Source organism: Cloacibacterium sp. (assembly GCF_047601505.1).
Lineage (GTDB): Bacteria > Bacteroidota > Bacteroidia > Flavobacteriales > Weeksellaceae > Cloacibacterium.
This window is the reverse complement of record NZ_JASGJD010000001.1, coordinates 1,555,500-1,580,265: the sequence shown is the minus strand read 5'-3', so window position 1 is coordinate 1,580,265 and position 24,766 is coordinate 1,555,500. Positions and strand designations below refer to the sequence as shown.

The following is a 24,766-nucleotide window of genomic DNA, read 5'->3' as shown; positions in this document are numbered from 1 at the left end:
AAACATCACCAAAAAATAACACAAAATATTAGATACTATGAAAAAAATAATTTTACTTTTTTCCTTTTTAGTTTTTAATTTACAACAAGCTCAGTTAATTGATGTCTGGGATTTTGGGGCAACTCAACTGGATAATAGCACTTATAATAATATGCTGGACGAAGCTGCTATTAATGCTTGGTATAGTGGTGTAACACCTGGAACAACAGGTAAAACACTACCTAATTTTACGTCTGGTATTTTATCTTGGGTTGGAACTACAAATGACAGATTAAGAACAACTAACACTAATTTAACAAGATACGACAACAATATTGCCAGTGTAATCGCATACACAGGAAGGGTTTACGGAAACGGCATTGTAAGTGATGGTTCTTCTAGGTATATGAAGATGACATTGCAAGAAGATGATGAAGTTACCATAATTGCAAGAGGAGATTTAGATGGTTCTTTGAAATTTATAAATGAAAGCAATCCCGCATTACAATCAGATGCAATAACTACAACATCAATTTCCGGAGCCGTAACTACAGCAAAATTCGTAGCTAAAACAACAGGAACTTATAAGATTTATGATGGTGTTGCCAAAGTTAGTTTTTTCAGAATATACAGAAAACACGCAGTTTACACTTCACTTTCTGGTAATATTAATACTACAAATGCTATAGGTTTACCTAGTAATTACTCCATTGTTTTTACTAATAGTGCAGGAAAAACTTGGTCTGCTCCCATAAATTCAGGCGCTTATAATATTAATCTTCCCATTGGTTACACTTACAATCTAAGTTTAGTAGATGCTAATGGCTATATTATAACATCTGGAAGCTCTATAAATACAACTGGAGCAAGCAATACATCTGTGAACGACATTACAATAACAAAAGTTACTCTACAAAATTTATCTGGTAATATTTCAAATTTAGGAACCTCTATTTCTAATCTAGGATTAACGTTTACTCCAGATGCTGCAAGTGGTAGCGTGTATATTCCTACTCCGGTTATAAATACAGCTAATAGTACATATTCTGTAGATTTAGACCAGAATGTTCTATATACCATCACAGCAAGTGGTGTTAATGATTATCAAATTTCGCCGTCAACTGTAAATATATCTGCTAATACAATTTCTGATTTATCTTTTATAGCAAAACCTGTTTACCCAGTTTCTATTAATACCTCTGGTTTAACAAGCACTCAGCTTGCCTGTCTTCAGTTAAAATTTACCAATATTAATGAAACTGGCTACAGTTATACTTTTACGGATGTAAGCAATATCAATTTAAGAAGCGGCACTTATAAAATAGAAGCTCTTGGGTTAGATAATTTTTCTGTAGAACAGGCTCTTACCTCTAATCTTATAATAAACAGCTCATCAACCTCTAAAACAATTGTTTTTCAACCAGTTACCAAATGGTCTTTTGATGATAAAGCATTTAGCAGTACTTCTACAGCTTATTACAAAGGTATGCAGTTAAATGGAACTGTTACCGGGAGACAAGCTCAAGGAGATTTAACTGCAAATTCTGGAGCTAAAATTTTAGTTCCTGTTACAGTGGGGCAAAAAGTGTTAGTTTACTATTATTACGCTGCAAATTTTTCAATTGACGGAGGCGCTACCATTAGTACAACTTCTGGCAGTACTTCTAATATTGAAAGTACACAATATATCTACAATGGTTCTACAGATGGTTTTGCAACAATTACTGTAGGTGGCTCAGGAACCAGTTATTTCACCGAAATAAAGGTGGTTCCTAATGCAACCTACTCCCCTACTATAACTGTAGGTAATAACAAACAACACCAAAGTATTAATGCTGCATTAGATGCAATTACAAACATGGTAAGACCTAACAATGAAAGAGTTACTATAGAAATAGACCCTGGCAATTATGAAGAAATGTTAGTAGTCTCTCAAACAAATGTTACTTTAAAAAATTCTTCATCTACACCTAATACTAATTTAGCGAACAAAGGAGTAAATATAGACCCAAATGCGGTAAGAATTACCTCATATTACGGACATGGTTACAATTATTACAGCATGGCAAATAACCAAAAATGGAATAAGGAAGTATTAGAGGTAAACAAACAAAACGGAAATTACTCTTACGTTAATACTGGCGCAGGAACTACCAATGCCTCTTACTGGAATGCAACTGTAGTAGTGAATGCAAACGGTTTTGAAGCAGAAAACATTATTTTTGAAAACTCATTTAATCAATATATTTCTCTTAAAGAATCTCAAGATGTGGTAGTTCCTTGGTCATCTGGAAGCCCAGGAGCAAGACCTACAGCAATTGGAGATGTAACCGTGCAACAAAGAAATCTTGTAGAAAGAGCTGCTGCTATTGCATTTGCCAATAATACAGATAAAGCTATTCTAAATAAATGCAAAGTTATTGGCAGACAAGACACTTTTTACGGAGGTACTAACTCCAGAGTTGTGATTTACAAAGGAGATATACTTGGAGCTGTAGATTACATTTTTGGTGCCATGACTGCTGTTTTCTACAAAACAAATTTAGTAATGAATGTTTCAGACGCTACTAATGATTTGGCATATATCACAGCTGCACAACAAAGTTCAGGACGAGGATTCCTTATGTATGAATGTACCATTACCTCTACTAATTCTGGTATCAGCACCAATTCGAATTATAGAGCAAACCCTGGATATTTCGGAAGACCTTGGCAAGCTAATACCAGCGAAGTGGTATTTTATAATACAACTATAGAAACATCTAATAATCCGTCAAATAGCGGTTTGTCTCTAATAACAACTTTAGGGTGGAATAACTCTCTTGGAGGCACCTCTCCTGGAATGTATGAATTTGGAACTATGGAAATTTCTGGAATTAATAATTCTTCTAGCAGAGCTTCTTGGGCTACTATCCTTACTAATCCTATTTTAAATGATGGCACACCTATTACAACTTACAATTTTACAAAAGGAAATGATGGATGGGACCCAATATCAGCACTTGCCAACAATGATACATTGAGCACTCAAAATAATAATCAGAAATCATCTGTAAAAATTTACGCAATTGGTAATGAAATTTATATTTCTAATATAAAAAGCAAAACAAAAGTTAGTATTTACTCAATGGCAGGAAATTTACTAAAAACAGTAAGTACTAATAAAGAATTTAGCACCAACTTACCGAAGGGCGTTTGGATTGTAAATACTCAATCTTCAGAAGGTATATTTTCTTCTAAAATATTAATTAAATAACATTTCATGAAAAATTTTTTTTATATAGTTTTTTTAATTTTATTTAACATCTCCACCTTTGGGCAGAGTTATTTTTTTAACTCTCCCGAAGGCTTTGGTGCAGCAACTACAGGAGGAAGCAACGCAAGCCCTGTTATTGTATCTACTTATACAGAATTAAAAAACAACATTACGGCGGCTGATGCCAGAGTAATATTAGTATCAGGACAAATAACAATTCCTTTTGGGCAACCAATAAGTGCTGTTATTAAAAATAAATCTATCATTGGATTACCTGGTGCAAAACTCATTAATGAAAACCAATCTAATCCTGGTGCTGGAATAATTTATCTAAAATCTGGTTCTAATAATGTAATTATAAGAAATTTAATCTTTGTTGGTCCAGGAGCTTACGATATAGATGGGCAAGATAATCTAACTTCAGATGGATGCACTAATCTTTGGGTAGATCATTGCGAATTTCAAGACGGACAAGACGGAAATTTTGATATAAAAGGACAATCTGATAATGTAACTGTATCTTGGTGTAAATTCACTTATTTAAAACCTCCATTAGCAGGTGGTTCTGGAGGAAGTAATGACCATAGATTTTCAGATTTACTAGGTTCTAGCTCAACAGATTATCCCGCAGATGGAAATTTTAGTATAACATTTCAAAACTGTTATTGGGCTGAAGGATGCAAAGAAAGAATGCCTAGAGCCAGAAATGCTCAATTACACATCTTAAACTGTTACTATAAAACTTCTGTTTCTAGCTCTTTAGCTATTGGTCTTGGAGGTGGAACTAATAACTCTATTTGCTATGTACAAAATACTCATTTTGCTCAAATTAGCAACATATACAGAAGTTATGTTTCTACAGATGGAGGAACAGTAGGTATTAATTTTGACAACTGTCTAGGAAATATCCCATCGAATGCTGGCACCGTTGCTGCTCCATCGTATTCTGCATCAATAATGCCAGTAACCGAAGTTGCAGGTAGAGTTTCTGATTTTTCTTGCGGAGCAGGTGCAACCTTACAAGTTACCAATACTGGAATTATTACACAAGGAACTTGTTCCAACTTAGCAATAAGTGAAATTGATGGTAACAAAAATATTAGAGTTTACCCTACTGTAGCAAAAAATTACATCAACTTTGATTTTAACAATAAAACAGAAGGTAATACTTCCATAGAAATTTATGCTATAAGTGGTCAAAAAATTATTGCTTATAATAAAATATCCAACTTCATCAATCCAATAAAGATAAATGTAGAAAATCTTAAAAAAGGAATTTATCTGTACAGTTTAAAGAATAATGAATATAATACTTCTGGTAAATTTATAAAGGAATAAAATTCATCAAATCATTTTTCAAAAAAAGCAACAACTTACCTAAAAAAAACTTAAATTTGTGTAATCGATTGAACTAATCACAAACAAATACAAATCAATAACTTAATAAACCACTACATTATGAAAAAAACAGTACTTTTTATTACCACATCTTTACTTTTGTTTTTTAACACTACAAAAGCTCAGACTACAACATGGGATTTTACAGCTAACAATCCTACTTGGACATCTTCTGGAATTGGCACAGGTACAAAAACAGCTCCTACTGAGCCAGGAAAATATATAGACTCTAAAGGACTAGGCTTATTTGGCATTATTGACAATTCTAATTTTGCCGGTTGGAACACACAATCTGCTTCAACTTGGAAATCTCCTGCAGACGCATATTCCGGAACAGTACGTGTACAGACTAATGGAGGCGGATATGCGGGGGGAGCTAATGAAGCGGTTCCTACCCAAAGATATTTTTATATACAAGTAGATAAAGCTTGTACTGTAGAAGTTTGGTTTAAATCTGGTTCTGGAGGTATAATAAGAAATATGATTGCAAGTGACGGTACAACGGTATATGGAAAAAGTTCAAACTATACTACTGCCACAACTCCAACTGCCACAGATGCAGGAATGCCTACAGATGGTGGTATTCTTAAAGCCAACATTACCAAAGCTGGTACATTTTATCTTTACGGAGACGCTGCTGTTAATATTTACCAAATACAAGTAGCAGGTGCTAACGTTAGCACCACACCAACCAATACATTGGCTACATCAGATTTTTCACAAAAACTATCAGCTAAAGCCTACTCTACAGGAAACAAAGTTTACCTTACTAATCTTTCAGGAAAAAGCACAGAAGTAAAAGTATATTCTTCAACAGGTGCATTAGTAAAATCTCTTAAAACCTCTACAGATACAAACTTCGAGTTAAATACAAAAGGACTTTATTTTGTAAATCTTAAATCTGAAGCAGGTGAAAAATCTGTAAAAGTTTTAATTAAATAATTTCTTGTATTTTTAGACAAACAAATGCAAAATTTAAAATATCAGCAACTTAAGTTCCATATACATGAAAATTATTTTAAAAAATTCAATTTTTAGTATGAAAAGTTTAATTAAAGTGAAAATTAAGACTGAGCATTAAGTTTACATCAAATAACAATCATAATTTTTATACTCTCATGAAAAGATTGTCTCGAAAGGGACAATCTTTTTTTATTTAACAATCATAAGAGTTGATTATAAGGCTCATTTCTAGAATAAAGTTACAATAGAGAACTTCAATACTACCCTATTAAAAAAAGTGAATCTACATTCTAAGGATAATATTCAATTATCATATCATTAAGAAATCATACTAACTCTACAACAAAAAAATCAACTTCAAGAGTAATCATTTACTTCTTAGCATAATAAAAAGCTGCCTCTAAATTGAGACAGCTTCCTTGTTGAATAATTAAGTATCAAATAATACTTAACTTAATGAACCTGAAAAACTACTTTATTTTTTAATGACTTTTTTATTAAGAGTTCCATTTTTAGTTTTAACCTGAACAAGATATAATCCGCTATTTAAGCTACTTAAATCCACAGAATCTACATTTCCGCTAACAGCTTTTACTACTTGCCCTGAAACATTAAATATTGTCACTTTTTCTACCAAACTATCTGGAACAGATATATTAAGTTTATTAACCACCGGATTTGGATAGATTACTAAGTTTTCTTTTGAAAAATTAGTAGTACTTAGACTTCCGAATTCTGTTTTAATATAAAATAAATTTGCAGTATCGCCTTTATTAATTGTATAAGTAGCTGCTGGTAAATTTGGAATTGTTACAACGCCATTTACTGCTGTATAAGTTTGAGTATTTGCCGTAACTGTAATATCTGTACCCGTTGTTAATTTAATTCTACCATTAAAAGTACTATCAAAAACCAAAGTAAGCGAAGACTCCGATGTTGTAGTATAAACAATTCTTGTAGCTGTTTCTATTTTCAATCTTCTTGTTAAAGACAAGCCATCATAGGTTACCGAACCATTAGTACTATTCATATTGCCTGTTATATTATAAAAAGTACTGGATTTTTCTGAAAGTGTAAAATTATGAATTTGATCTCCCGCAGGCGTCACAGGATCAGAAGAAACCGTGATATTTCCACTTCCAGAAACCGGAGTTCCTGATGCGCCCACTGTTGTAACCGTAAAACTTACATCTGCTAAAGGAGTCCCAGAGATTGTAATTGTTTTAGCTGTAGTATCCTTTACGAAATCAATGCCCGACGCTGGCAATCCGGCAACCGTTACATCCGTAGCTGTTCCTCCCCAAGTAAATACCATCGGTGCTATAGCAGCACCCGTCATTACTGTTTGATCATTATTAGAGGCTACATTTAAAGTCTGAGAACTTGCTGCAGAAGAACTTTCTCCTTGCACAAAAACCAAAGGCGATGTATAATTTATGAGCATATTTTTCAAACCTGTATTTACAGAATAAGAAGCGTCATCAACTGCATTATCAAAAGTCCACTTCAAATCTCCTCCTTCTAGTCTTCCTGAATATTGCATTACTGTATTTTTAGCATCTTCTGGCGATTGAATGATTAAAGAATTAACATAATAGGCTGCATTTGTATCAAAATTATTATAAGCATTTGTACCTTTATAAGAAACAACAGAAGAAGGAACCTGCTCTGATCTACTAGAAGCAACATAAGCATCAAAATCTATTGTAGAATTAAATGCTTCAGTAGTTGCTTGCCCATAAGAAATAAATCTTTTTTCGCCAGTCATAAAATTATTATAAGCTTTTACACTACCGCCATCTTCACCAGAGAAAATTGGCATATTTTTATAATCATTTACTTTTTTAATATCATCCCAAACATCACTTCCTTGCATTGAAGTTAAAATTGGATATTTACAAGCTCTAAAATAATTACCTTCTACAAAAACCGAAGAACCTAAAGTAGAACCTACTCCGTATTTAGAATTACCATCATAGTAATTATTATAAACATGAACAGTAAAGTATCTTATCCTAGGATGCCTAGAGTCTGAGTGATCGTACCAATTGTGATGATAAGTTATAAAACCCGGATTTGGACCTTCGCTCAAACCAAGAAGATTAGATTTCCCAGTATCCCAAAAGTGATTATAAGACATGGTAACATAATTAGATTTCTTAGCATCCATAGCTCCATCACCTTTTGCTTGATCTGCATCTCCACCAGCAGAACCATAAAATAAATCATTATGATGAACCCAAACATAGTCATTACTTTGCTGAAGTCCTACATTATCACCTTCAGAAGCGTCTGTAAGCATAAAACCAAGATTTCTAACTTCTATATTTGAAGCATTTTTTATCCTTAATCCCCAGCCATTAGCATAAGCATCAGAACCAACTCCTTCAAAAGTTATAAAACTGGCTGCATTATTATTATTTTCAATAACTATATCTCCTCCAAGCATATAACTTAAGTCTGTAATGTTACCAATTAATCTTACCGCCAAAGGTCTAGAATCTTTTCCTTTTTTAAAACCATCTAAAATAGTTTGCAAACCTACACAAGGATTTGTTGTAGCACCAGTAACATTTAAGGATACCGTATTTTTATTATCTTGTGTAATATACAATACAACAGCATTATCTTTTAAAGTTCCATCAGCTTTATATGCGCCAGGAACTCGCCCTCCATAAAAAGCAAAACCCATTCTATCGTGAGATAAAACATTAACCGTATTTGAAACCGATGGAGTCCCTTCAACACCAGAAATCACAGGGACAACTTTCACTGTGTAAGTACCAGCTGCCAAGCCTAAAATATCTGCCCGGAAATAACTTCCATAACTCCTAATAAGCTGTGTATCAATTTTTCTATCAGTAATGCCCATTCCTGTGTAATAGACATTATAACTATCAACTCCTACTTCTGGAGTCCATGTTAAATAAGCAGATTCTATCCAACCTGCTTCTTTTGTTATATTTATCACCTGTGCATTTATAAAAATAAATGATACTAAAAGGGTAAATAATAGGGTAAATTTTCTCATATTTATGTTTGATTTTAAAGTGAGTAACGTTTAATGCAATGGATTACACAAATTTAATTAAATATCGCAACCACGCAAATATTTTCAAAATAATTACTATACATAAAATCGTAATAATATTTAAAATATTGATTATTAATCATTTAACGAAAATTAAAATCAATTAAAAAACAAATATTTGAAGAGAAATGACAAATATTTTGTCAAATTTAATAAAAATTGTAGATTTGTGTAATCGGTTTCAAAAACCAAAAACTGAGTCTAAAAATACAATATAAGATGTTCAGAATTATTTTATTATTATTTTTCAGTTTCACTTACATTAAGAATTTCACCCAAATTCAAAAGGATACCACATTTACAATAAATTCAGAATACAAAAAAAACATTAAAAAATACCCTTTCATAAAAGTACCTAACATTATAAACTCAGGAAGTGTAAAACAAACCTCAAATATTACTTATAAAAAAATTAAGGATAGAACGCTAAAATTAGACGCTTATATCAATATAACTAAAAAAACAAAACCAGCTTTAATAATAATACACGGAGGCGGCTGGAAATCTGGAAATAAAGAAATGCAAAAATCTATGGCTCTAGAAATTTCTAATCTTGGATATCAAGTTTTTACGATAGAATATAGATTGTCCGACGAAGCTAAATATCCTGCAGGAATTAATGATTTAGAAAGCGCACTGAAATTCATCATCAAAAACGCATCAAAATTTGAAGTAAATCCTTCTAAAATTGCAATTTTAGGTTGTTCTTCTGGAGCACAAATGGCAACACTAGTAGGAGAAAAGCATCCAAAAAAAATTAAAGCTATCATTAATATTGACGGAATTTTAGCATTCCATCACCCAGAATCACAAGAAGGCAAATATGCTGAACTTTGGTTAGGAGGTAGCTATAGCCAAAACCCGAAAATATGGAACGATGCATCACCTCTTTATCATATTTCTAAAAACTCACCCCCAATCTTATTTATCAACAGTCAGTTTGATAGATTTCATGCAGGTAGAGACGACATGATTGCAAAACTTAATACATTTGGTATTTATTCTGAAATTAAAAAAATAGAAAATAGCCCACATACTTTTTGGCTTTTTGAGCCTTGGTTTCAACCAACAATAAAATACACTACAGACTTTTTAAACCAAACTTTAAACAAAAATAATTAAATATGAAAATTTTAAAAAACTCAATAGTAATAAGTTTATTCTTAGGACTTATCAATTGTAATTCACAACAAAACGGCATATCTTCTTCATCAGAACCAAAAACAAATGCTGAAATTTCAGTAAAAGAAGGTGGAAAATGGAACAATAGAAAATATGAAGGTGGCACTTTCAAAAATATACAAACATTAACTTTAAACCCTCGTCATACCGACCATTCTTTTGATATAAGATTTGAAGGACCAGGTTGGGAAAGCAATAAAATTGCTTACAGACTTTATCTAGATTGGAGAAACGCAATAGATATCTTCGGTAAAACTACAGATAAAATGGTTTTGCCTTTGGTAGGATTAGACGGTTTTGATTCTTATCATTTAAAACAAGATTGGGGCTCAGACGTCTTAAAGGTAGGAAAAGGGCAAGGAATTGGCTCCATCCTTAGATACACTAATAACCAGATGTATTATTTCAATAAAGTTGAAAATACATCTGTAAAAGTAGAAAACTCTAATAAAAAATCTACGGTAAACATTAGCTACAAAGGCTGGGAAACTTTGAATGACAAAATAGATTTGACTACAAAATTAGAAATTTTCCCTAACGAAAGATTTACAAAAGCTACCGTTACCCCTTCTAAAGCCATCTCTGGCATTTGCACAGGAATTGTAAAAGTGAAGCCTTTAGAACTTTTAAAAAATACAAGTACTAACAAAAAGTGGGCATACATCGCCACTTACGGAGATCAATCTATGTTTCAAGACAATTTAGGAATGGCAGTTTTTTATGAAATTTCTTCCGTAGAAAATCTAGCCGATGGACCTTTTGATCATCTTATTGTTTTCAAACCTACTACTAAACCTATTCAATATTACTTTCTTGCAGCATGGGTAAACGAACCAAATGGCATAAAAACTCAGGAAGAATTTGTAAATTATCTTAATGAAAAATTGAATATTTTCAACAGCAACAATAAGTTGTAAAACTTAAAATTCATTACCTTTTTAAATAAAATCTCTATGCAAAATTTTGTCAAATATATTTTAAATCTTGCGTTTTCTTTAATACTTCTAAATATTACAAGTTGTACATCAGTAAAAGAAAATTCAAAAAAAGAAATTCCTAGCCATTTAAAATGGTCTGAAAGAATGGCGCTTACTTTAATGAAAAAATATCCTGAAGCCTACCAATTAGACGATGCCAAACAGCCAAAATGGGATTATGTTCACGGTCTGGTAATGACAGGTTTTGAAGAATTATATAAAAAAACTAACAAAAAAGAGTATTACAATTACCTAAAAAGTTACTCGGATGCAACAATAGACTCATTAGGAAATATCCCTTCTTATAAATTTGAAAATTATAACATTGACATGCTTATTGCAGGCAATCATTTGTTTTATCTTTATCAAAAAACAAATGACAAAAGGTATTTAGCAGCTTTACAAAAATTGAGAAGCCAATTGGACACACATCCAAGAACTTCTGAAGGTGGTTTTTGGCATAAGAAAACTTATCCTTATCAAATGTGGTTAGATGGTTTATACATGGGCGAAACATTCTATGCTAAATATACTTCTACTTTCGAAAATGGTAAAAATTTTAACGATATTGCTTTGCAATTCGAACTCATTCAAAAACATTTATTAGATAAAAAAACAGGACTTCTATACCACGGCTGGGACGAAAGCAAAAAAATGGATTGGGCAAACAAAGAAACCGGAACTTCTCCTAATTTCTGGTCTCGTTCTCTTGGTTGGTACGCCATGGCTTTGGTAGATGTTCTAGATGAGTTTCCTAATAATCACCCAAAGAGACAAGAATTAATAGGTTATCTTAATAATTTGTGCAATTCTTTAGCTCATTATCAAGATTCTACAGGACTTTGGTATCAGGTTACAGACCAAGGAAACCGTGGCGGTAATTATTTAGAAGCCTCAGGCTCTGCAATGTTTGCTTATACCTTTGCCAAAGGAGCTAACAAAGGATATTTACCAAGAAATTATAAAAATTTGGCAAATAAAGCATTTGATGGTTTGATAAAAAACTTAGTAAAAATTTCGCCAGAAGGCTATATAACCATTACACAAGCGTGTGCTGTAGCAGGTTTGGGAGGAAATCCTTACAGAGATGGCTCTTTTGAATATTATGTAAACGAAAGAAAAAAAGACAACGACCCAAAAGCGACAGGTCCTTTTATTTTAGCAGCTTTAGAACTCAATAAATAATGATTTCAAGAATTTTAATATTATTTTATTTATTAATTTGTGCCAACTTTTTCTCTCAAGAAAAAGACACTATTATTGTTTCTAAAAATGACAAAGGAGATTTCACAAGCATCCAAGAAGCAATTAATCAATCCAAAGCTTTTCCTTACAAAAGATTGGTCATTTTTATAAAAAATGGAATTTACAACGAGAAAGTAAAAATTAACGAATGGAATACCAATCTGTCTATAATTGGTGAAGAAAAAGATAAAACCATCATCACGTTTGATGATTATTTCGACAAGATAAACAAAGGAAGAAATAGTACTTTTTCCACTTCCACTTTATCTATTGAAGCCAATGATACCGTTTTGAAAAATTTAACCATAGAAAATGTTTCGGGAGACATAGGACAAGCAATTGCGCTAAGCATTACAGCTACTCGTGTGTCTGTAATAAATTGTAAAATTTTGGGTAATCAAGACACTTTATACTTAAGTGGAGAAGGAAAACAATTTCTAAAAAATTGCTATATTGAAGGTACAACAGATTTTATTTTCGGCAATGCAACTTCTTATTTTGAAAACTGCAAAATCCATAGCAAAAAAGATTCTTACATTACAGCAGCTTCCACACCAGAAAATGCGGAATTTGGATTTGTTTTTAAAGATTGTAAAATAACAGCCGAAAAAAAATTATCTAAAATTTATCTAGGAAGACCGTGGAGAATTTTTGCCAAAACAGCTTTCATCAATTGTAATTTTGAAGCTAATATTCTGCCCGAAGGTTGGCACAATTGGGATAAACAGGTAGCAGAAAAGCATTCTTACTTTGCCGAATTCAAAAACTATGGTAAAGGTTCTTCAAATCAAAAAAGAGTAAAATGGAGTTATCAATTATCAAATAAAGAAGTAAAAAAATACAACAAAAACAATATTTTAAAAGATTACAAAAAAATAAATTGGTATGAAATTTTTTAATCATTACAAAATAGCATCACTCATCATCATTTTAGCATTATTGAGTTGCAACAGTATAGAAATTTCTAAAAAAAATCACCACGCCACCATTTACACTATTGGAGATTCTACCATGGCAAATAAACCAGAGCCAGACAAAAACCCAGAAAGAGGTTGGGGGCAAGTTTTAAGTCGATTTTTCAAAGATGATGTAATTATAAAAAATCACGCTGTAAATGGTAGAAGTACCAAAAGCTTTAAAGAAACCGGACTTTGGAAACCTGTTTTAGATTCTTTAAAAAAAGGCGATTATCTTCTCATTCAATTCGGGCATAATGATGCTAAAGAAACAGACTCAAGCAGATACACCAACCCACAAACAGCATATCGATATAATTTAATACAATACGTAGAAGAGGCACGCTCTAAAGGCGCAATCCCGATTATTCTTTCTTCTATCGCCAGACGAAAATTTAACGAACAAAGCACTTTACTAGACGCACATGGAAATTATACACTTATTGCAAGGCTTGTAGCTCAAGAATTGAAAGTTCCTTTTATTGACATGCAATATCTTACTGAAAATTTAGAAATGAAATATGGCAAAGAAGGTTCCAAAAAACTTCATCTTCACTACGAACCAAAAGAAATTGATTATTATCCTGATGGTAAAAAAGACGATACGCATCTTTCGGTTCTTGGCGCAACAGAAATTGCTAAAATATTTATCGCTGAGATAAAGAAACAAAATTTACCATTAGCAAAATTCATCAAAGAAAAATAAATCCGCTAATTGTAATTGTAATCTATAAAAAAAGCAACTTTTCAAATTTGAAAAGTTGCTTTTTTTGTTAAGTTGTCTAGTCCTAAAATAAGTTTATAAAAAAACTAAATGTCTATTTTACAGATATCGCACCAGTTAGTTTATTCGATATTTTCAGATCCTTCTTATCATTAACTTTCACATTTTCAAAGCTTATTTTTTCAGCAAACTCTCCTGAAACTTCAGAATTGCTTTTTTCAACAATTATATTTTTGAAGAATAAATTTTGAATTGGTTTTTCTTTCATTCCTACAAACAAAAATGCATTATCCACTTCATTACAATTCACATTACTTATGTAAAAATGATGAAAATAGGGAATTTTATCACCAGTTTTTTGAGCATCTTCACTTTCTTTTGTACTGCCTACAGGAGCATCTGCATAAGAAGTATCAAAAATAAATGCATTATCTTTTATATTTTTTAAAATAATATTATCAATATAAATATCACTCACTTCTCCTCCTCTACCCGAATTACTTTTCACACGAATGCCATTATCAGAACCATCAAAAGTACAATTGGTAACATAAATATTTTTCATTCCTCCATCAGTATTACTTCCGATTACAAAACCTCCATGAGCATCATTAACTGTACAGTCTGCAATAATTACATTTTGCAGTTTAGCTTCTCCGTCTTTAGAATCTCCACTAGATTTCATGCAAATCCCATCATCTCCTGCATTTACAAAAGTATTGTAAATAATTACGTTTTTAGAAGCACTTATATCAATTCCATCACCATTCTGCGCCCAACTAGGATTATATACATTGGTATTTTGAATTACCAAATTTGTTATTTGCCTTGGATTCAAAATAAACTTAGGAGAATTTCTAAAAGTAGGACCATCAATCAAAAGATTTGTAACTTTAGAAAGGGTGAACATCATTGGTCTAAGAAAATGATGAAGTTTTTCATAGTCTTTTATTGTAGCATTCTTATTTTTGGTAATTGTTTTAGAAAGTCTCTCCCCATTTTTGGCTTCATAGCTTGGCCACCAAATTTTGCCATCATCACTTAAAACGCTCCCCTCTTTAGCAATTAATTTTTTCCACTCAAAATCGCTTACTTTGGATTTCTTAACAGGTCTCCAAGCTTCACCAGCTCCATCAAAAATTCCTTTACCAGTAAAAGAAACATCATGAAGATTATCTCCCCAAATTGGCGGCGTTACATCTATTTTACCTGATGGACTTTCCCTTAATGGAAATAAATTAATATCATTACTAAATTGAACTATTGCGCCTTCTTCTACATGAAAATCAATATTGCTTCTCAGTTGTATTGGTCCTGTTAACCAAATTCCTGTTGGTACAATGAGTTTCCCTCCTCCTTTTTCACTTATTGAAGAAATTGCTTTTTCAAAAGCCACAGTATTGATAAATTTACCATCTCCTACCCCTCCAAAATCTTTAATATTATAAGTTTTTTCTGGTATTGTAGGCAAAATTATTTGTCCAAAATTAAATGGAGCATTTTTAATGTGATAATTAATATCATGCTTTTGAGCATTAATAAAAGACGCACAAAAAATAAAAAGCCCAAGAAATAAATTTTTCATTGTAACATGTTTTGAATATTAAATAAACTAAATTTAAAAAAATAAAAATCTTAATGTTCTTAATTGCTAAATAGATAACAAGAAACAAATTTAGTTATTTTTTTCATTAATGCAAACGATTACATTACAATTAAAAACATTTCATTATTAAATAAAACTATCCTTTTTTAATTATTTACAAATAACATTCTAGCAGATTTAATGCCATAAAAATTTAGTAAAACCTACTTTTGAAGTTTTAAAATAAAAATCAATGATATTATCTTAATAAGAGAAAACACCAATACTAAGGTTAATTATATTCATAAGAAATTAGCAAAAAATTATTATAACTTGAGCTAAAATACTTGGTTTTTTGGTAATAAAAAAACAAAGTCAATTTTTACACTTCCATTACCGTAATATTTTTGAGTAGATTTATAAATGAAATGTAAATCGAGTTCCGTTAACAATTTTCTATAATAATTATCCTCCGGAACTAGCATATCTAGACTGAGTTCGTAGAATAGTTGTGGTGTAAAGTGTTTTCGTCCTTGCATATTTAAATTTACGAAAATTTTATATCATAAATAACAGTTTTTAACTATATTTGAGTTGTGCAACAAGCACAGTGTATTTGCAAAATGCGGGGTTAAAGTCTAGATTGGACTTCTCTGCATCTTTTCGTCGCCGCTGCTTTTCAATTCCGTAGTTTTTTTTTGTAAGTTTACTTCATTGAAAAAGCATCGGCTTCGTTTGGCTCGAAATTGAACTTTGACTCCGTCGAACCACTTCGTTAGGTTTCAGTTCACTTTTTGCCTGCACTTCGTAAATACTTTTTCCGATGCAGAAATAATTCACAAACACAATGTTAAATTTGTATGGTATAAAATTTGTACATACATTTGTACAGAATAAAATACAAAATTATGTTAATTGCAAGTGTTTCTGATTTCAGAAAAGATATAAAATCATATTTGGATAGAGTCGCAAAAAATTTTGAAACTCTAATTATAAATCGTGGAAAAGAAAATGGAATTGTTATAATGTCACTCGACGAATACAATTCTCTAATGGCAACAAATTACGAACTTTCTTCACGAAAAAATGAAATGCGACTTGATTCTGCAATCGAAAAATTAAAAAGTGAAAATTCTTTTGAGAAACAATTAATCGAAGATCAAGATGAGATATATTTTCGTGGATGAATCTTGGGAAGATTATTTGTATTGGCAAAAAAATGATAAAAAGAAATTGAAAAGAATCAATGAATTGCTGAAGGACATTTCAAGAAGTCCATTTGACGGAATTGGAAAGCCGGAACCGTTAAAACATAAATATTCTGGATTTTGGTCTCGTCGAATTGACGATGAACACAGATTAATTTACAAATATGAAGAAGGTCAAATTTTGATTGCAAAGTGTCGATTTCACTATGATTAATTCTTTAAGAAATTACTTCTGCTAATAACCAGAGTTTCGTCTTGTCCGCAGGACATGAGATAGCCCTTCGACTTCGCTCAGGGTTCACTACTTAGGCGAGGTTGCTTCAGTAGCTTTTTTTTCAACAAAATATTTTAGAAAAAGAGAAGAGCCTGAGAGAAGAGTTTTTTGCGAAGACAGATTGGTTTCCCATTAACTTTACAAAACAAAAAAACGAACGCTGAGCTAACTTAAAAGTATTTTTGCAAAATTTTCCCACGGAAGTAATGCTTCCTGTGAAAATTATGCAAAGTCGTTATTAACAATTGCAAAAAAACTGCCCATCAAATGTAACAATTTTGCAAATTGAATTGTCTTATTTAAAAGATTAAATAATTATGGACAATTCGATAAGCTCAAAACACATTCAATTAATTTTTCTATTCATTTTGTTTTCTAGCATTAATATTTTTGGTCAACAAGGAAATTTAAAAATTAATGGAAACATTAGCGACAGCAACAAACAAAAAATTTCTACGGCTGAAGTTTATCTTTTCAATCCTCAAAACGAGCTTATAAAAACCACAATTTCTCAAGATGGCAGTTTTGAGTTTTCACAACTAAAACCCGCTCAATATTATCTGCTAATAACATCTGAAAACATTACTCAAAAAGAGCCGATTTTTGAACTTTCTGAAAACAAAACTTTTAAAATTGTTCTTTCCGAAAAGGTTTCTTACATTGAAGAGATCAAAATTTCTGGTAAAAGAAAACCTTTTCAGGTACAAAATGGAAATATCAATATAGACATAGCAAATTCTCCATTAAACAAAGTGGCAACTTCTACTGATTTATTAGCAAAATTGCCATTTATAACGATTGACGCAAACGGAGAAGGCCTATCTATGATAGGAAAAGGAACTCCGCTTTTATACATAGACAATCAGAAAGTTGATTTCAATACTTTTTCTTCTATTTCTGTGAATGAAATAAAATCTGTAGAAATTATCCGAAATCCTTCCGCAAAATATGAAGCAGAAGGAAAAGCTGTTGTAAAAGTAATATTAAAAAACAGCAAGAAAGAAGGATATAAAATTACACTTAATGAAACCGCTACATTCAACAAGCGTTTCAGCAATAATTTTTCAGTGAACTTTCAACAAAAGAAAAATAAAACGGAATGGAAATTTAACACCGCTTACAACCAAATTCAGCATTGGGAAAGTAACGGATTTGAGTATTCTGTGCCAAGCAAAAATATCAATTCGGATTATATAATAAAATCTATCACCAATCGTCCACAAGTAATTTTGGGAGCCAATTTATATCAAGATTTAAATGATGGAGATTATTTAACTTTTGCCATTAATGCTAATTTAAGACCAGACAAAGGAGATAACAATACAATAACCAATTATCAAGAAAATGGTCTAAAATCTCAAATATTAACGCTCAATCATCAAGATAGGAAAAGAGCCACGATAAATTCTATTTTCAATTATAATAAGCAATTGAAATCTATTGATGCAAATATTTTTACAGGATTGCAGTTCACTCGCGAAAGCAATAATGTAGATTATGACTTTTATAATAATATTGATAACGCAGGCTATATTTTCAACCAATTCAGAAAACAAAAATATTCTGTGAATGCTTTTTCGGGTAGAATTGATATAGAGAAAAAAATAAAAGAAAACTATCAATTAGGAATTGGTGTAAGTTTTACAAAAGCAGACGCTAGAACAAATAATTTTATAGATTATAGAGCTATAAATCCATCAGAATACTTTAAATATCTTTTTAAAGAAGAAAATTGGGCTTCGTATGCAGAATTATCAGGAGAAAAAGAAAAATTCAGTTATAAAGCAGGACTTCGTATGGAAACAGCTTCTGCAAATGGTTTCAACCAGGTTTTAAATCAAACCAATATCAAAAGAAATTCTGTGGATTGGTTTCCGAGTGCTGAAATATCTTTCAAACAAAATAAGGATTATGAATATACTTTAAACTTCAATCGCAGTATTTCACGACCAAGTTATGGTGATTTGGCTTCGGGAGGTTTATACAGCAGTCCTTATGTTGAATACGAAGGAAATCCCAATCTTTTGCCATCTTATACAAATACAATATCTGCAAGTGCAAATCTTAAAAAATGGTCTTTAAACGCTTCTGTTTATGAAAGCAAAAATCCTATTGGTTTTGGTCTTTTTTATGATGAAACAAAAAATATTTCAAAATTTACCACTCAAAACTTTGATAAAGAAATTGGTGCAAGTTTAGGTGTTGATGTGCCTTTTGAATATAAAATATTAACCTCTCAAAATAGTTTGTCTTTAAATTACTCTAAGACAGAGGACAGCCTTGCAATTGTACACAAATCAACTCCTTATATTTATTTATACACAAACAATACAATAAAATTAGGGAAAGGATTCAATTTTCTGTTAGATGCTTCTTGGCTAACAAAAAGAACACAAGGACTTTATGAATACAATGAAATGCTTCTTGTAAATTTGGGATTGACAAAATCAGTATCAAATTTTGATTTCACTTTGCGTTATAACGATGTCTTCAAGCAAAATGTTTTTATTCAGCAATTTAGTTATGAAAAAATTATTACAAAAGGAACTTTTTATGGTAATACTCCCGTTTTTTCTGTAGGAGTAAAATATAATTTCGGAAAAGTTTCCAATTCTGAATATAAAGAAAAGCAAATAAATGAAACAATGAACAGAATTTAAAACTGTGAAAATAAAGCGACTATAGCTAATAGCTCAGTTTTCGTATTGTCCGAAGTACACAAGATAACCCTTCTACTTCGTTCAGGGTTCTATTCTTCGGCAAATGTTGTAGCTTTTAATACTAGTCAGATTACTTATCGCTCAATAATTGTTAAGGTTTACGATTCGTGCTCATGGAAAGTATGATTTTGCGTAAAAAAGACTAGGAAAATCTTCTTATTTTTTTATTTTAAAGGCTATTGATTTTAAATTATATGAATATTGTGTTCGAATTGCAAAATAAATATTGATAAATCTTTATTTTAATGTACATTTATAAAAAATTTTCTTAACAATTTAAACAATTCCTGTTAATTTTAAAAAAGTTCAAAATAATAATGAATAATGTAAAATATTGGAGAGAAAAAAATAATTTTACTCAAAATGAACTTGCTGAAAAATCGGGAATTTCTCTTAGAACAATCCAAAGAATTGAAGCAGGAAGCTCTCTAAAAGGTTTTACACTTCATTCTATTGCAAAAGCTTTAGAAACAAATCCTGAAAATCTACTTGCAAAAAAAACCGAAAACATTGAAAGAGCAAAATTGATTAATCTTTCTGCACTTTTAGGTTTAATTATTCCGTTTGGTGGAGTTATATTTCCTTTTATTTTAACTTCAAAAACAAAAGATTTTCACAACAAAAAACTCGAAAAAAAAATATTAGAAATTCAAATTATCCTAGCTGTTTTGCAATCTGTTTTTTTAATTTCTTGTCCATTTTTCCAAAAAGAATTCAACATCCGAAAACCACTTTTCATCTACGGATTGGTTTTATTTTTCATTACAAAACTCCTTATCGTTGTAATGAATGGTAGAAGTTTGAATAAATCTCGCAGATTATTAATATACCTAAAAACCACCTTTTTATAAATAACAACACAAAAATGTCGTAAAAATGTCGCATCATTTTTTCTGAATATTTCGAGGTTTTAGCAGAACATTGCAAAAAAAATCTCATGAAATTATTTAAGGACATTCTACTTGCGCTATCAATTGTCGTTTTGCTATCTGTTGTTTTCGGTTACTTTTATTTCGATAAAAAGTTTTCTCCAGAAAAAAATTATCTGGTAGTAAATAATGAAAGTGGAAAAGTCCTAATGAAATGGGAAACTAAGGAAAAAGAAGCATTGCTTTTGCCTATTCATTTTGGTTCGGATACCATAACCTATTATTTGCAGTTTGACACAGGAAGTCCAAGTACCATTTTTTACAAGAAGTCAATTTCTAAAATCGGGCAAATTTCTGTAAACAAAAACATTGCAAAAACGAGTTTCAAAATTGGAAATTGCGAAGTGAAATCTAATCAGTTTAAAATTATTGATTTTGGTAAGAATTTAGAGAAAGACAATCTCAAAATTATTGGAACCATAGGAACAGACATTATTGAAAGCCGAAAAACGATTATCAATTTTAAGGAAAACTATGTTGTTTTCAATTTAAACTCTGAACCTGAAAATTTAAAAGGGAAAACATTCGATTTCAAATTTAAAAAACGAAAAATTATTATACCTGCTGAATTAGATTCAAAGGAAGAAAAATTTTTATATGATTCTGGAGCGAGTGGTTTTGAACTTCTTACCAATAAAGAAATTTGGACAAAATTAAAGCTGAAAAACTCAAAAATAAATACAGAAAAAGGAAAATCTTGGGATAATATTCTCACCACTTACACCGCTAAGACAAATAAAAAGATTGAATTCAACAACACTAAAATTATGCTTCACGAAATTACTTATGTGGAAGGTTATTCTAAAACTCAATATTATCTGATGGAATTTTCTGGAATGTCTGGAATGCTGGGAAATAAGATTTTTGAAAAAAAACAGCTCTACATTGATGCTGAAAATATGAAAATGAATATTGAATGAAATTAACACTTTTAGACAAACTTTATAATCATTTTAGGCTGAATAAAAAATATTGAATAAAAAAAACACCACTATAACATACTATAAAAAAATTGATACCCGTGAGAATGATTCTATTTTTAGATAGATTCTTTTTAGATTTTTTAACATACGCTCAAACTTTGATTTCTTAGAACTCAGAGATGATGTAAATGATATAATTAGCAACTTCATCAATTATTTTGACATAAAACATTGGAAATAAGAGGAAATGTATAGAAAGATTAAGACAGTACAGAAGAAAATTAAATAATTACAACATATTGATATACTTAAAAATTACACATTATTCTTAATCTCACAAAGAGTAATTAATCAAAAAAAAAAAACATCTCTTGTAACAAAAAGAAAACATTAGCAACAAATTAGTTGATATATCAATTATTGACAAGTCATTTTAAATTAAAAAATATGGAAAAACTAGATTCTATTGTTTTTTACAACATAGAAAAAGCAATTAAAACGTATAGGAATTATGCTCAAAGACAACTAAAAGCAAACGGCTATAAAATTACAATTGATCAATGGCTCATCATTAAAGCCATTCTAGAAAACCCAGGAATTACGCAAAATGAGATTGGTGATTTAGCCTTCAAAGACAATGCCTCAATTACAAGAATTATTGATTTGTTGGTGAAATCAAAATATATAAACCGTGAAATTAATTCAGATGACAGGAGAAAAACAAATCTGGAAGTAACAAAATCTGGAAAAGAAATTATTGAAAAAGTACAAAATCTTATCGAAAACAATAGAAAGATTGCCTTAGAAGGCATTTCAGAAATACAACTTGAAATAATGAATTCTACATTAATAAGAATATCAAAAAACTGCATTAACACACACACACAATGACGAAAATAATTTTAATCTGTTTATTTTGGATAATCGCATCATCTACGCCAATATTTGCACAAGAAGCAAAAAATTTTTCAATATCTGGAATGGTTGAATCTAGCCAATCAAATCAATTAGAAATCAATTTATTCAATTCTGAAAACAAATTGGTAAAAACCGAAGTTGCCGACCAAGATGGAAAATTCAGTTTCAATGATTTGATGTCGGGGAATTACCATCTCAAAATCAACAAAAGTGGAACAGAAGTTTATCAATCACAAGTTTCCGTGAATGAAAACATCGCACTTCCCTCTATTTCACTCAATGAAAAAGCAATAGAAGAGGTAACCATTACCAAAACAAAACCTTACATTGAGCGACAAGACGGGAAAATGATTATGAATGTAGAAAACAGCATTGCCGCAACAGGCAATTCGGCCTTCGAAGTTTTGGAAAAAGCACCCGGCATAAATATCGACAGTAACGACAATATCAGTATGCGTGGCAAAACCAATCTGCTCGTTCAAATCGATGGAAAAAACACACCGATGACAGGGAGCGACCTTGCCAATTACCTTAGAGGAATCCCGTCTTCGACGGTTGAAAAAATAGAATTCATAACCAATCCGTCTTCAAAATACGATGCTGCAGGAACGGCAATTATTAATGTAAAACTAAAAAAAGACCAGAGAAAAGGCACCAACGGAAATATCTCTACCTCTCTGGGAACAGGAAAATATGTGAAGAACAACAACAGTTTCAGCATCAATCGCAGAAATAAAAAAGTGAATCTTTTTGCCAACTACAGTTTTTCTTACAGAGAATTATACAACAAACTTGTCTTGGATAGAAAATTCTATGACGATGGAATTTTCCAAAAAGCATACGAACAAGACAATTTTACCAAAATGAATTTTAGGAACCATATTGCAAAAGTTGGTATGGATTATTATGCCAATGATAAAAATATTTTTGGGGTATCTGTAGGTTTTGTAAACAACAATTTTGGTCCAAATAGCAATAACACTACCGAAGTTTTCAACCAAAATTATCAAGCCGATGGTAGTTTTAATACAAAAGGTAACAATAGTGATCATTGGAAAAACCTATCGGTAAATATCAATCACAAGTATCAAATTGATTCTTTGGGAACAGAATTGAGCACAGACTTAGACTTTATAAATTATTCTAATACATCAGTCCAAAACTTTAATACAAGAAATTTTGATGTTAATGGAAACCTTTCTCCATCAACTTCAGATAATCCCAATCCTTATATTTTAAATGGTGATTTGGCAGGAAACCTCAACATTTATTCCCTAAAATCAGACTTTACCAAAGTTTTTAAAAATAATTTAAAACTAGAAATAGGTTTCAAAACAAGTTTTGTAAAGGCAGATAACGACTTACAATATTTCAATTCTAGTTCGGGAACTCCTGTCATAGACAATTCTAAAACCAATCATTTTATTTATGAAGAAAACATCAATGCTGCGTATGGAAATATCATCAAAAATTGGGAAAAATTTAAAGTAAATTTTGGCTTAAGAGTAGAAAACACCAACGTTACTGGCAACCAACTCACTACCAATCAAGTAGACAAGAAAAATTACACCCAATTATTTCCTAGTGCTGTTTTTTCATACAATTTGAATGAAAAAAATACGATAGAAATCAATTTCAGTAGAAGGATTACCAGACCCACTTACAGACAGTTGAATCCTTTCAAGTTTTATCTTGACCCTACCACTTATCAAACAGGAAATCCGTATCTAAACCCACAAACTACAATGAATTATGAGCTTACCTATAGTCTAAGCAACAAGTATTTTGCAACCTTAAGCTATAGCAAAACCAAAGACAACATTACAGATGTGCTGAAACCTGTTGTGGATAATGGGAACATTGTAGTGGTACAAGCAGTAGAAAACCTGGCTTCGGCTTCTAATTTTGGATTAAATATTATTGCGCCAGCTAAGGTAACCAAATGGTGGGAAATAAATAACAATGCTAATTTTTATTACGCCACTTTTACCGGAAACATTTCTGATACTTACATCAAAAACGAAGGAAACTTTACTTTTAACATTAACAGTATCCATTCATTTAAACTTAAAAACAATTTCTCTTTAGAATTATCTGCCAACTATCAGGCAAAACAAGTCTATGCATATATGCATCTAAAACCAATCTGGTCTGTAAACATAGGTGCACAAAAGAAATTTAAAAATGATAGCACCCTGAAACTTTCTTTCAATGATATTTTCTTTACCAATAATCCAGAAGCAAAAAATATCTATTCTAATTATGCAGAAAACTTTGTAGTGAGAAGAGATTCTAGAGTAATTACTCTTTCTTACACGTACAAATTTGGTTCTGGAAAATCTGCTCAACTTAGAAAAACAGGCGGTGCAGAAGACTTGAAACAAAGAGCAGGAAACTAACAATAAAACTTATATCTAACTAAAAACCATATACTAACT

18 protein-coding genes are annotated in these 24,766 nt (G+C 31.1%); 15 read left to right on the top strand and 3 right to left on the bottom strand.

Annotated features, from left to right (window positions below; translation table 11 throughout):
- Nucleotides 1–37 precede the first annotated feature (37 nt).
- From QM746_RS07475 to QM746_RS07465, 3 genes are all read left to right on the top strand, one after another.
- A complete protein-coding gene (locus QM746_RS07475) occupies nucleotides 38–3,235 on the top strand; it encodes a pectinesterase family protein (RefSeq protein ID WP_414983641.1) in 3,198 nt (1,065 codons plus the stop codon).
- Between the two features lie 6 nt (nucleotides 3,236–3,241).
- Nucleotides 3,242–4,573 (top strand): T9SS type A sorting domain-containing protein, encoded by a 1,332-nt coding sequence (locus QM746_RS07470; protein ID WP_414983640.1) that lies wholly within the window; start codon nucleotides 3,242–3,244, stop codon nucleotides 4,571–4,573.
- Nucleotides 4,574–4,693: 120 nt separating this feature from the next.
- Nucleotides 4,694–5,575 carry a T9SS type A sorting domain-containing protein gene (locus QM746_RS07465; RefSeq protein WP_414983639.1) on the top strand — a complete coding sequence of 294 codons (882 nt, stop codon included), beginning with the start codon at nucleotides 4,694–4,696 and terminating at the stop codon, nucleotides 5,573–5,575.
- A gap of 496 nt (nucleotides 5,576–6,071) precedes the next feature.
- Here the strand turns inward: QM746_RS07465 and QM746_RS07460 are convergent, their stop codons facing one another.
- Nucleotides 6,072–8,627 carry a T9SS type A sorting domain-containing protein gene (locus QM746_RS07460; RefSeq protein WP_414983638.1) on the bottom strand — a complete coding sequence of 852 codons (2,556 nt, stop codon included), beginning with the start codon at nucleotides 8,625–8,627 and terminating at the stop codon, nucleotides 6,072–6,074.
- A gap of 279 nt (nucleotides 8,628–8,906) precedes the next feature.
- On the opposite strand from QM746_RS07460, the gene QM746_RS07455 reads away from it, so the two are divergent.
- The 5 genes from QM746_RS07455 to QM746_RS07435 are packed head-to-tail and all read left to right on the top strand — an operon-like array spanning nucleotide 8,907 to nucleotide 13,753.
- A complete protein-coding gene (locus tag QM746_RS07455) occupies nucleotides 8,907–9,809 on the top strand; it encodes an alpha/beta fold hydrolase (RefSeq protein ID WP_414983637.1) in 903 nt (300 codons plus the stop codon).
- A 2-nt stretch (nucleotides 9,810–9,811) separates the two neighbouring features.
- Nucleotides 9,812–10,786 carry a DUF4861 family protein gene (locus QM746_RS07450; protein ID WP_414983636.1) on the top strand — a complete coding sequence of 325 codons (975 nt, stop codon included), beginning with the start codon at nucleotides 9,812–9,814 and terminating at the stop codon, nucleotides 10,784–10,786.
- 36 nt (nucleotides 10,787–10,822) lie between these two features.
- Nucleotides 10,823–12,031 (top strand): glycoside hydrolase family 88/105 protein, encoded by a 1,209-nt coding sequence (locus QM746_RS07445; protein ID WP_414983635.1) that lies wholly within the window; start codon nucleotides 10,823–10,825, stop codon nucleotides 12,029–12,031.
- Complete coding sequence (locus QM746_RS07440; RefSeq protein ID WP_414983634.1) at nucleotides 12,031–12,990, top strand: pectinesterase family protein; 960 nt, start codon at nucleotides 12,031–12,033, stop codon at nucleotides 12,988–12,990. The genes QM746_RS07445 and QM746_RS07440 overlap by 1 nt, the downstream gene beginning before the upstream one ends.
- Complete coding sequence (locus tag QM746_RS07435) at nucleotides 12,977–13,753, top strand: rhamnogalacturonan acetylesterase (RefSeq protein ID WP_414983633.1); 777 nt, start codon at nucleotides 12,977–12,979, stop codon at nucleotides 13,751–13,753. The genes QM746_RS07440 and QM746_RS07435 overlap by 14 nt, the downstream gene beginning before the upstream one ends.
- Nucleotides 13,754–13,865: 112 nt before the next feature.
- Here the strand turns inward: QM746_RS07435 and QM746_RS07430 are convergent, their stop codons facing one another.
- Both QM746_RS07430 and QM746_RS07425 read right to left on the bottom strand, forming a co-directional pair.
- Nucleotides 13,866–15,356, bottom strand: a complete 1,491-nt coding sequence (locus QM746_RS07430) for a glycoside hydrolase family 28 protein (RefSeq protein WP_414983632.1) — start codon at nucleotides 15,354–15,356, stop codon at nucleotides 13,866–13,868.
- 338 nt (nucleotides 15,357–15,694) lie between these two features.
- Nucleotides 15,695–15,895 (bottom strand): hypothetical protein, encoded by a 201-nt coding sequence (locus QM746_RS07425; RefSeq protein ID WP_414983631.1) that lies wholly within the window; start codon nucleotides 15,893–15,895, stop codon nucleotides 15,695–15,697.
- Between the two features lie 369 nt (nucleotides 15,896–16,264).
- Here QM746_RS07425 and QM746_RS07420 point away from each other — a divergent pair, with 369 nt between their 5' ends.
- From QM746_RS07420 to QM746_RS07390, 7 genes are all read left to right on the top strand, one after another.
- Nucleotides 16,265–16,543: a type II toxin-antitoxin system Phd/YefM family antitoxin gene (locus QM746_RS07420; protein ID WP_414983630.1), complete on the top strand. Its 279-nt coding sequence runs from the start codon at nucleotides 16,265–16,267 to the stop codon at nucleotides 16,541–16,543.
- The gene (locus QM746_RS07415; protein ID WP_414983629.1) at nucleotides 16,521–16,778 is read left to right on the top strand and encodes a Txe/YoeB family addiction module toxin; all 258 of its coding nucleotides are present in this window, start codon (nucleotides 16,521–16,523) and stop codon (nucleotides 16,776–16,778) included. The genes QM746_RS07420 and QM746_RS07415 overlap by 23 nt, the downstream gene beginning before the upstream one ends.
- A gap of 377 nt (nucleotides 16,779–17,155) precedes the next feature.
- Nucleotides 17,156–19,498 carry a TonB-dependent receptor domain-containing protein gene (locus tag QM746_RS07410; protein ID WP_414983628.1) on the top strand — a complete coding sequence of 781 codons (2,343 nt, stop codon included), beginning with the start codon at nucleotides 17,156–17,158 and terminating at the stop codon, nucleotides 19,496–19,498.
- A gap of 377 nt (nucleotides 19,499–19,875) precedes the next feature.
- On the top strand, nucleotides 19,876–20,409 hold the full coding sequence (locus QM746_RS07405) for a helix-turn-helix domain-containing protein (RefSeq protein ID WP_414983627.1): 534 nt from the start codon (nucleotides 19,876–19,878) through the stop codon (nucleotides 20,407–20,409).
- An 86-nt stretch (nucleotides 20,410–20,495) separates the two neighbouring features.
- Nucleotides 20,496–21,407, top strand: coding sequence for a hypothetical protein (locus QM746_RS07400; RefSeq protein ID WP_414983626.1), 912 nt, complete (start codon nucleotides 20,496–20,498; stop codon nucleotides 21,405–21,407).
- A gap of 450 nt (nucleotides 21,408–21,857) precedes the next feature.
- Complete coding sequence (locus QM746_RS07395; protein WP_414983625.1) at nucleotides 21,858–22,301, top strand: MarR family winged helix-turn-helix transcriptional regulator; 444 nt, start codon at nucleotides 21,858–21,860, stop codon at nucleotides 22,299–22,301.
- Nucleotides 22,298–24,727 carry a TonB-dependent receptor domain-containing protein gene (locus QM746_RS07390; protein ID WP_414983624.1) on the top strand — a complete coding sequence of 810 codons (2,430 nt, stop codon included), beginning with the start codon at nucleotides 22,298–22,300 and terminating at the stop codon, nucleotides 24,725–24,727. Before QM746_RS07395 ends, QM746_RS07390 begins: the two co-directional genes overlap by 4 nt.
- Nucleotides 24,728–24,766: the final 39 nt, after the last annotated feature.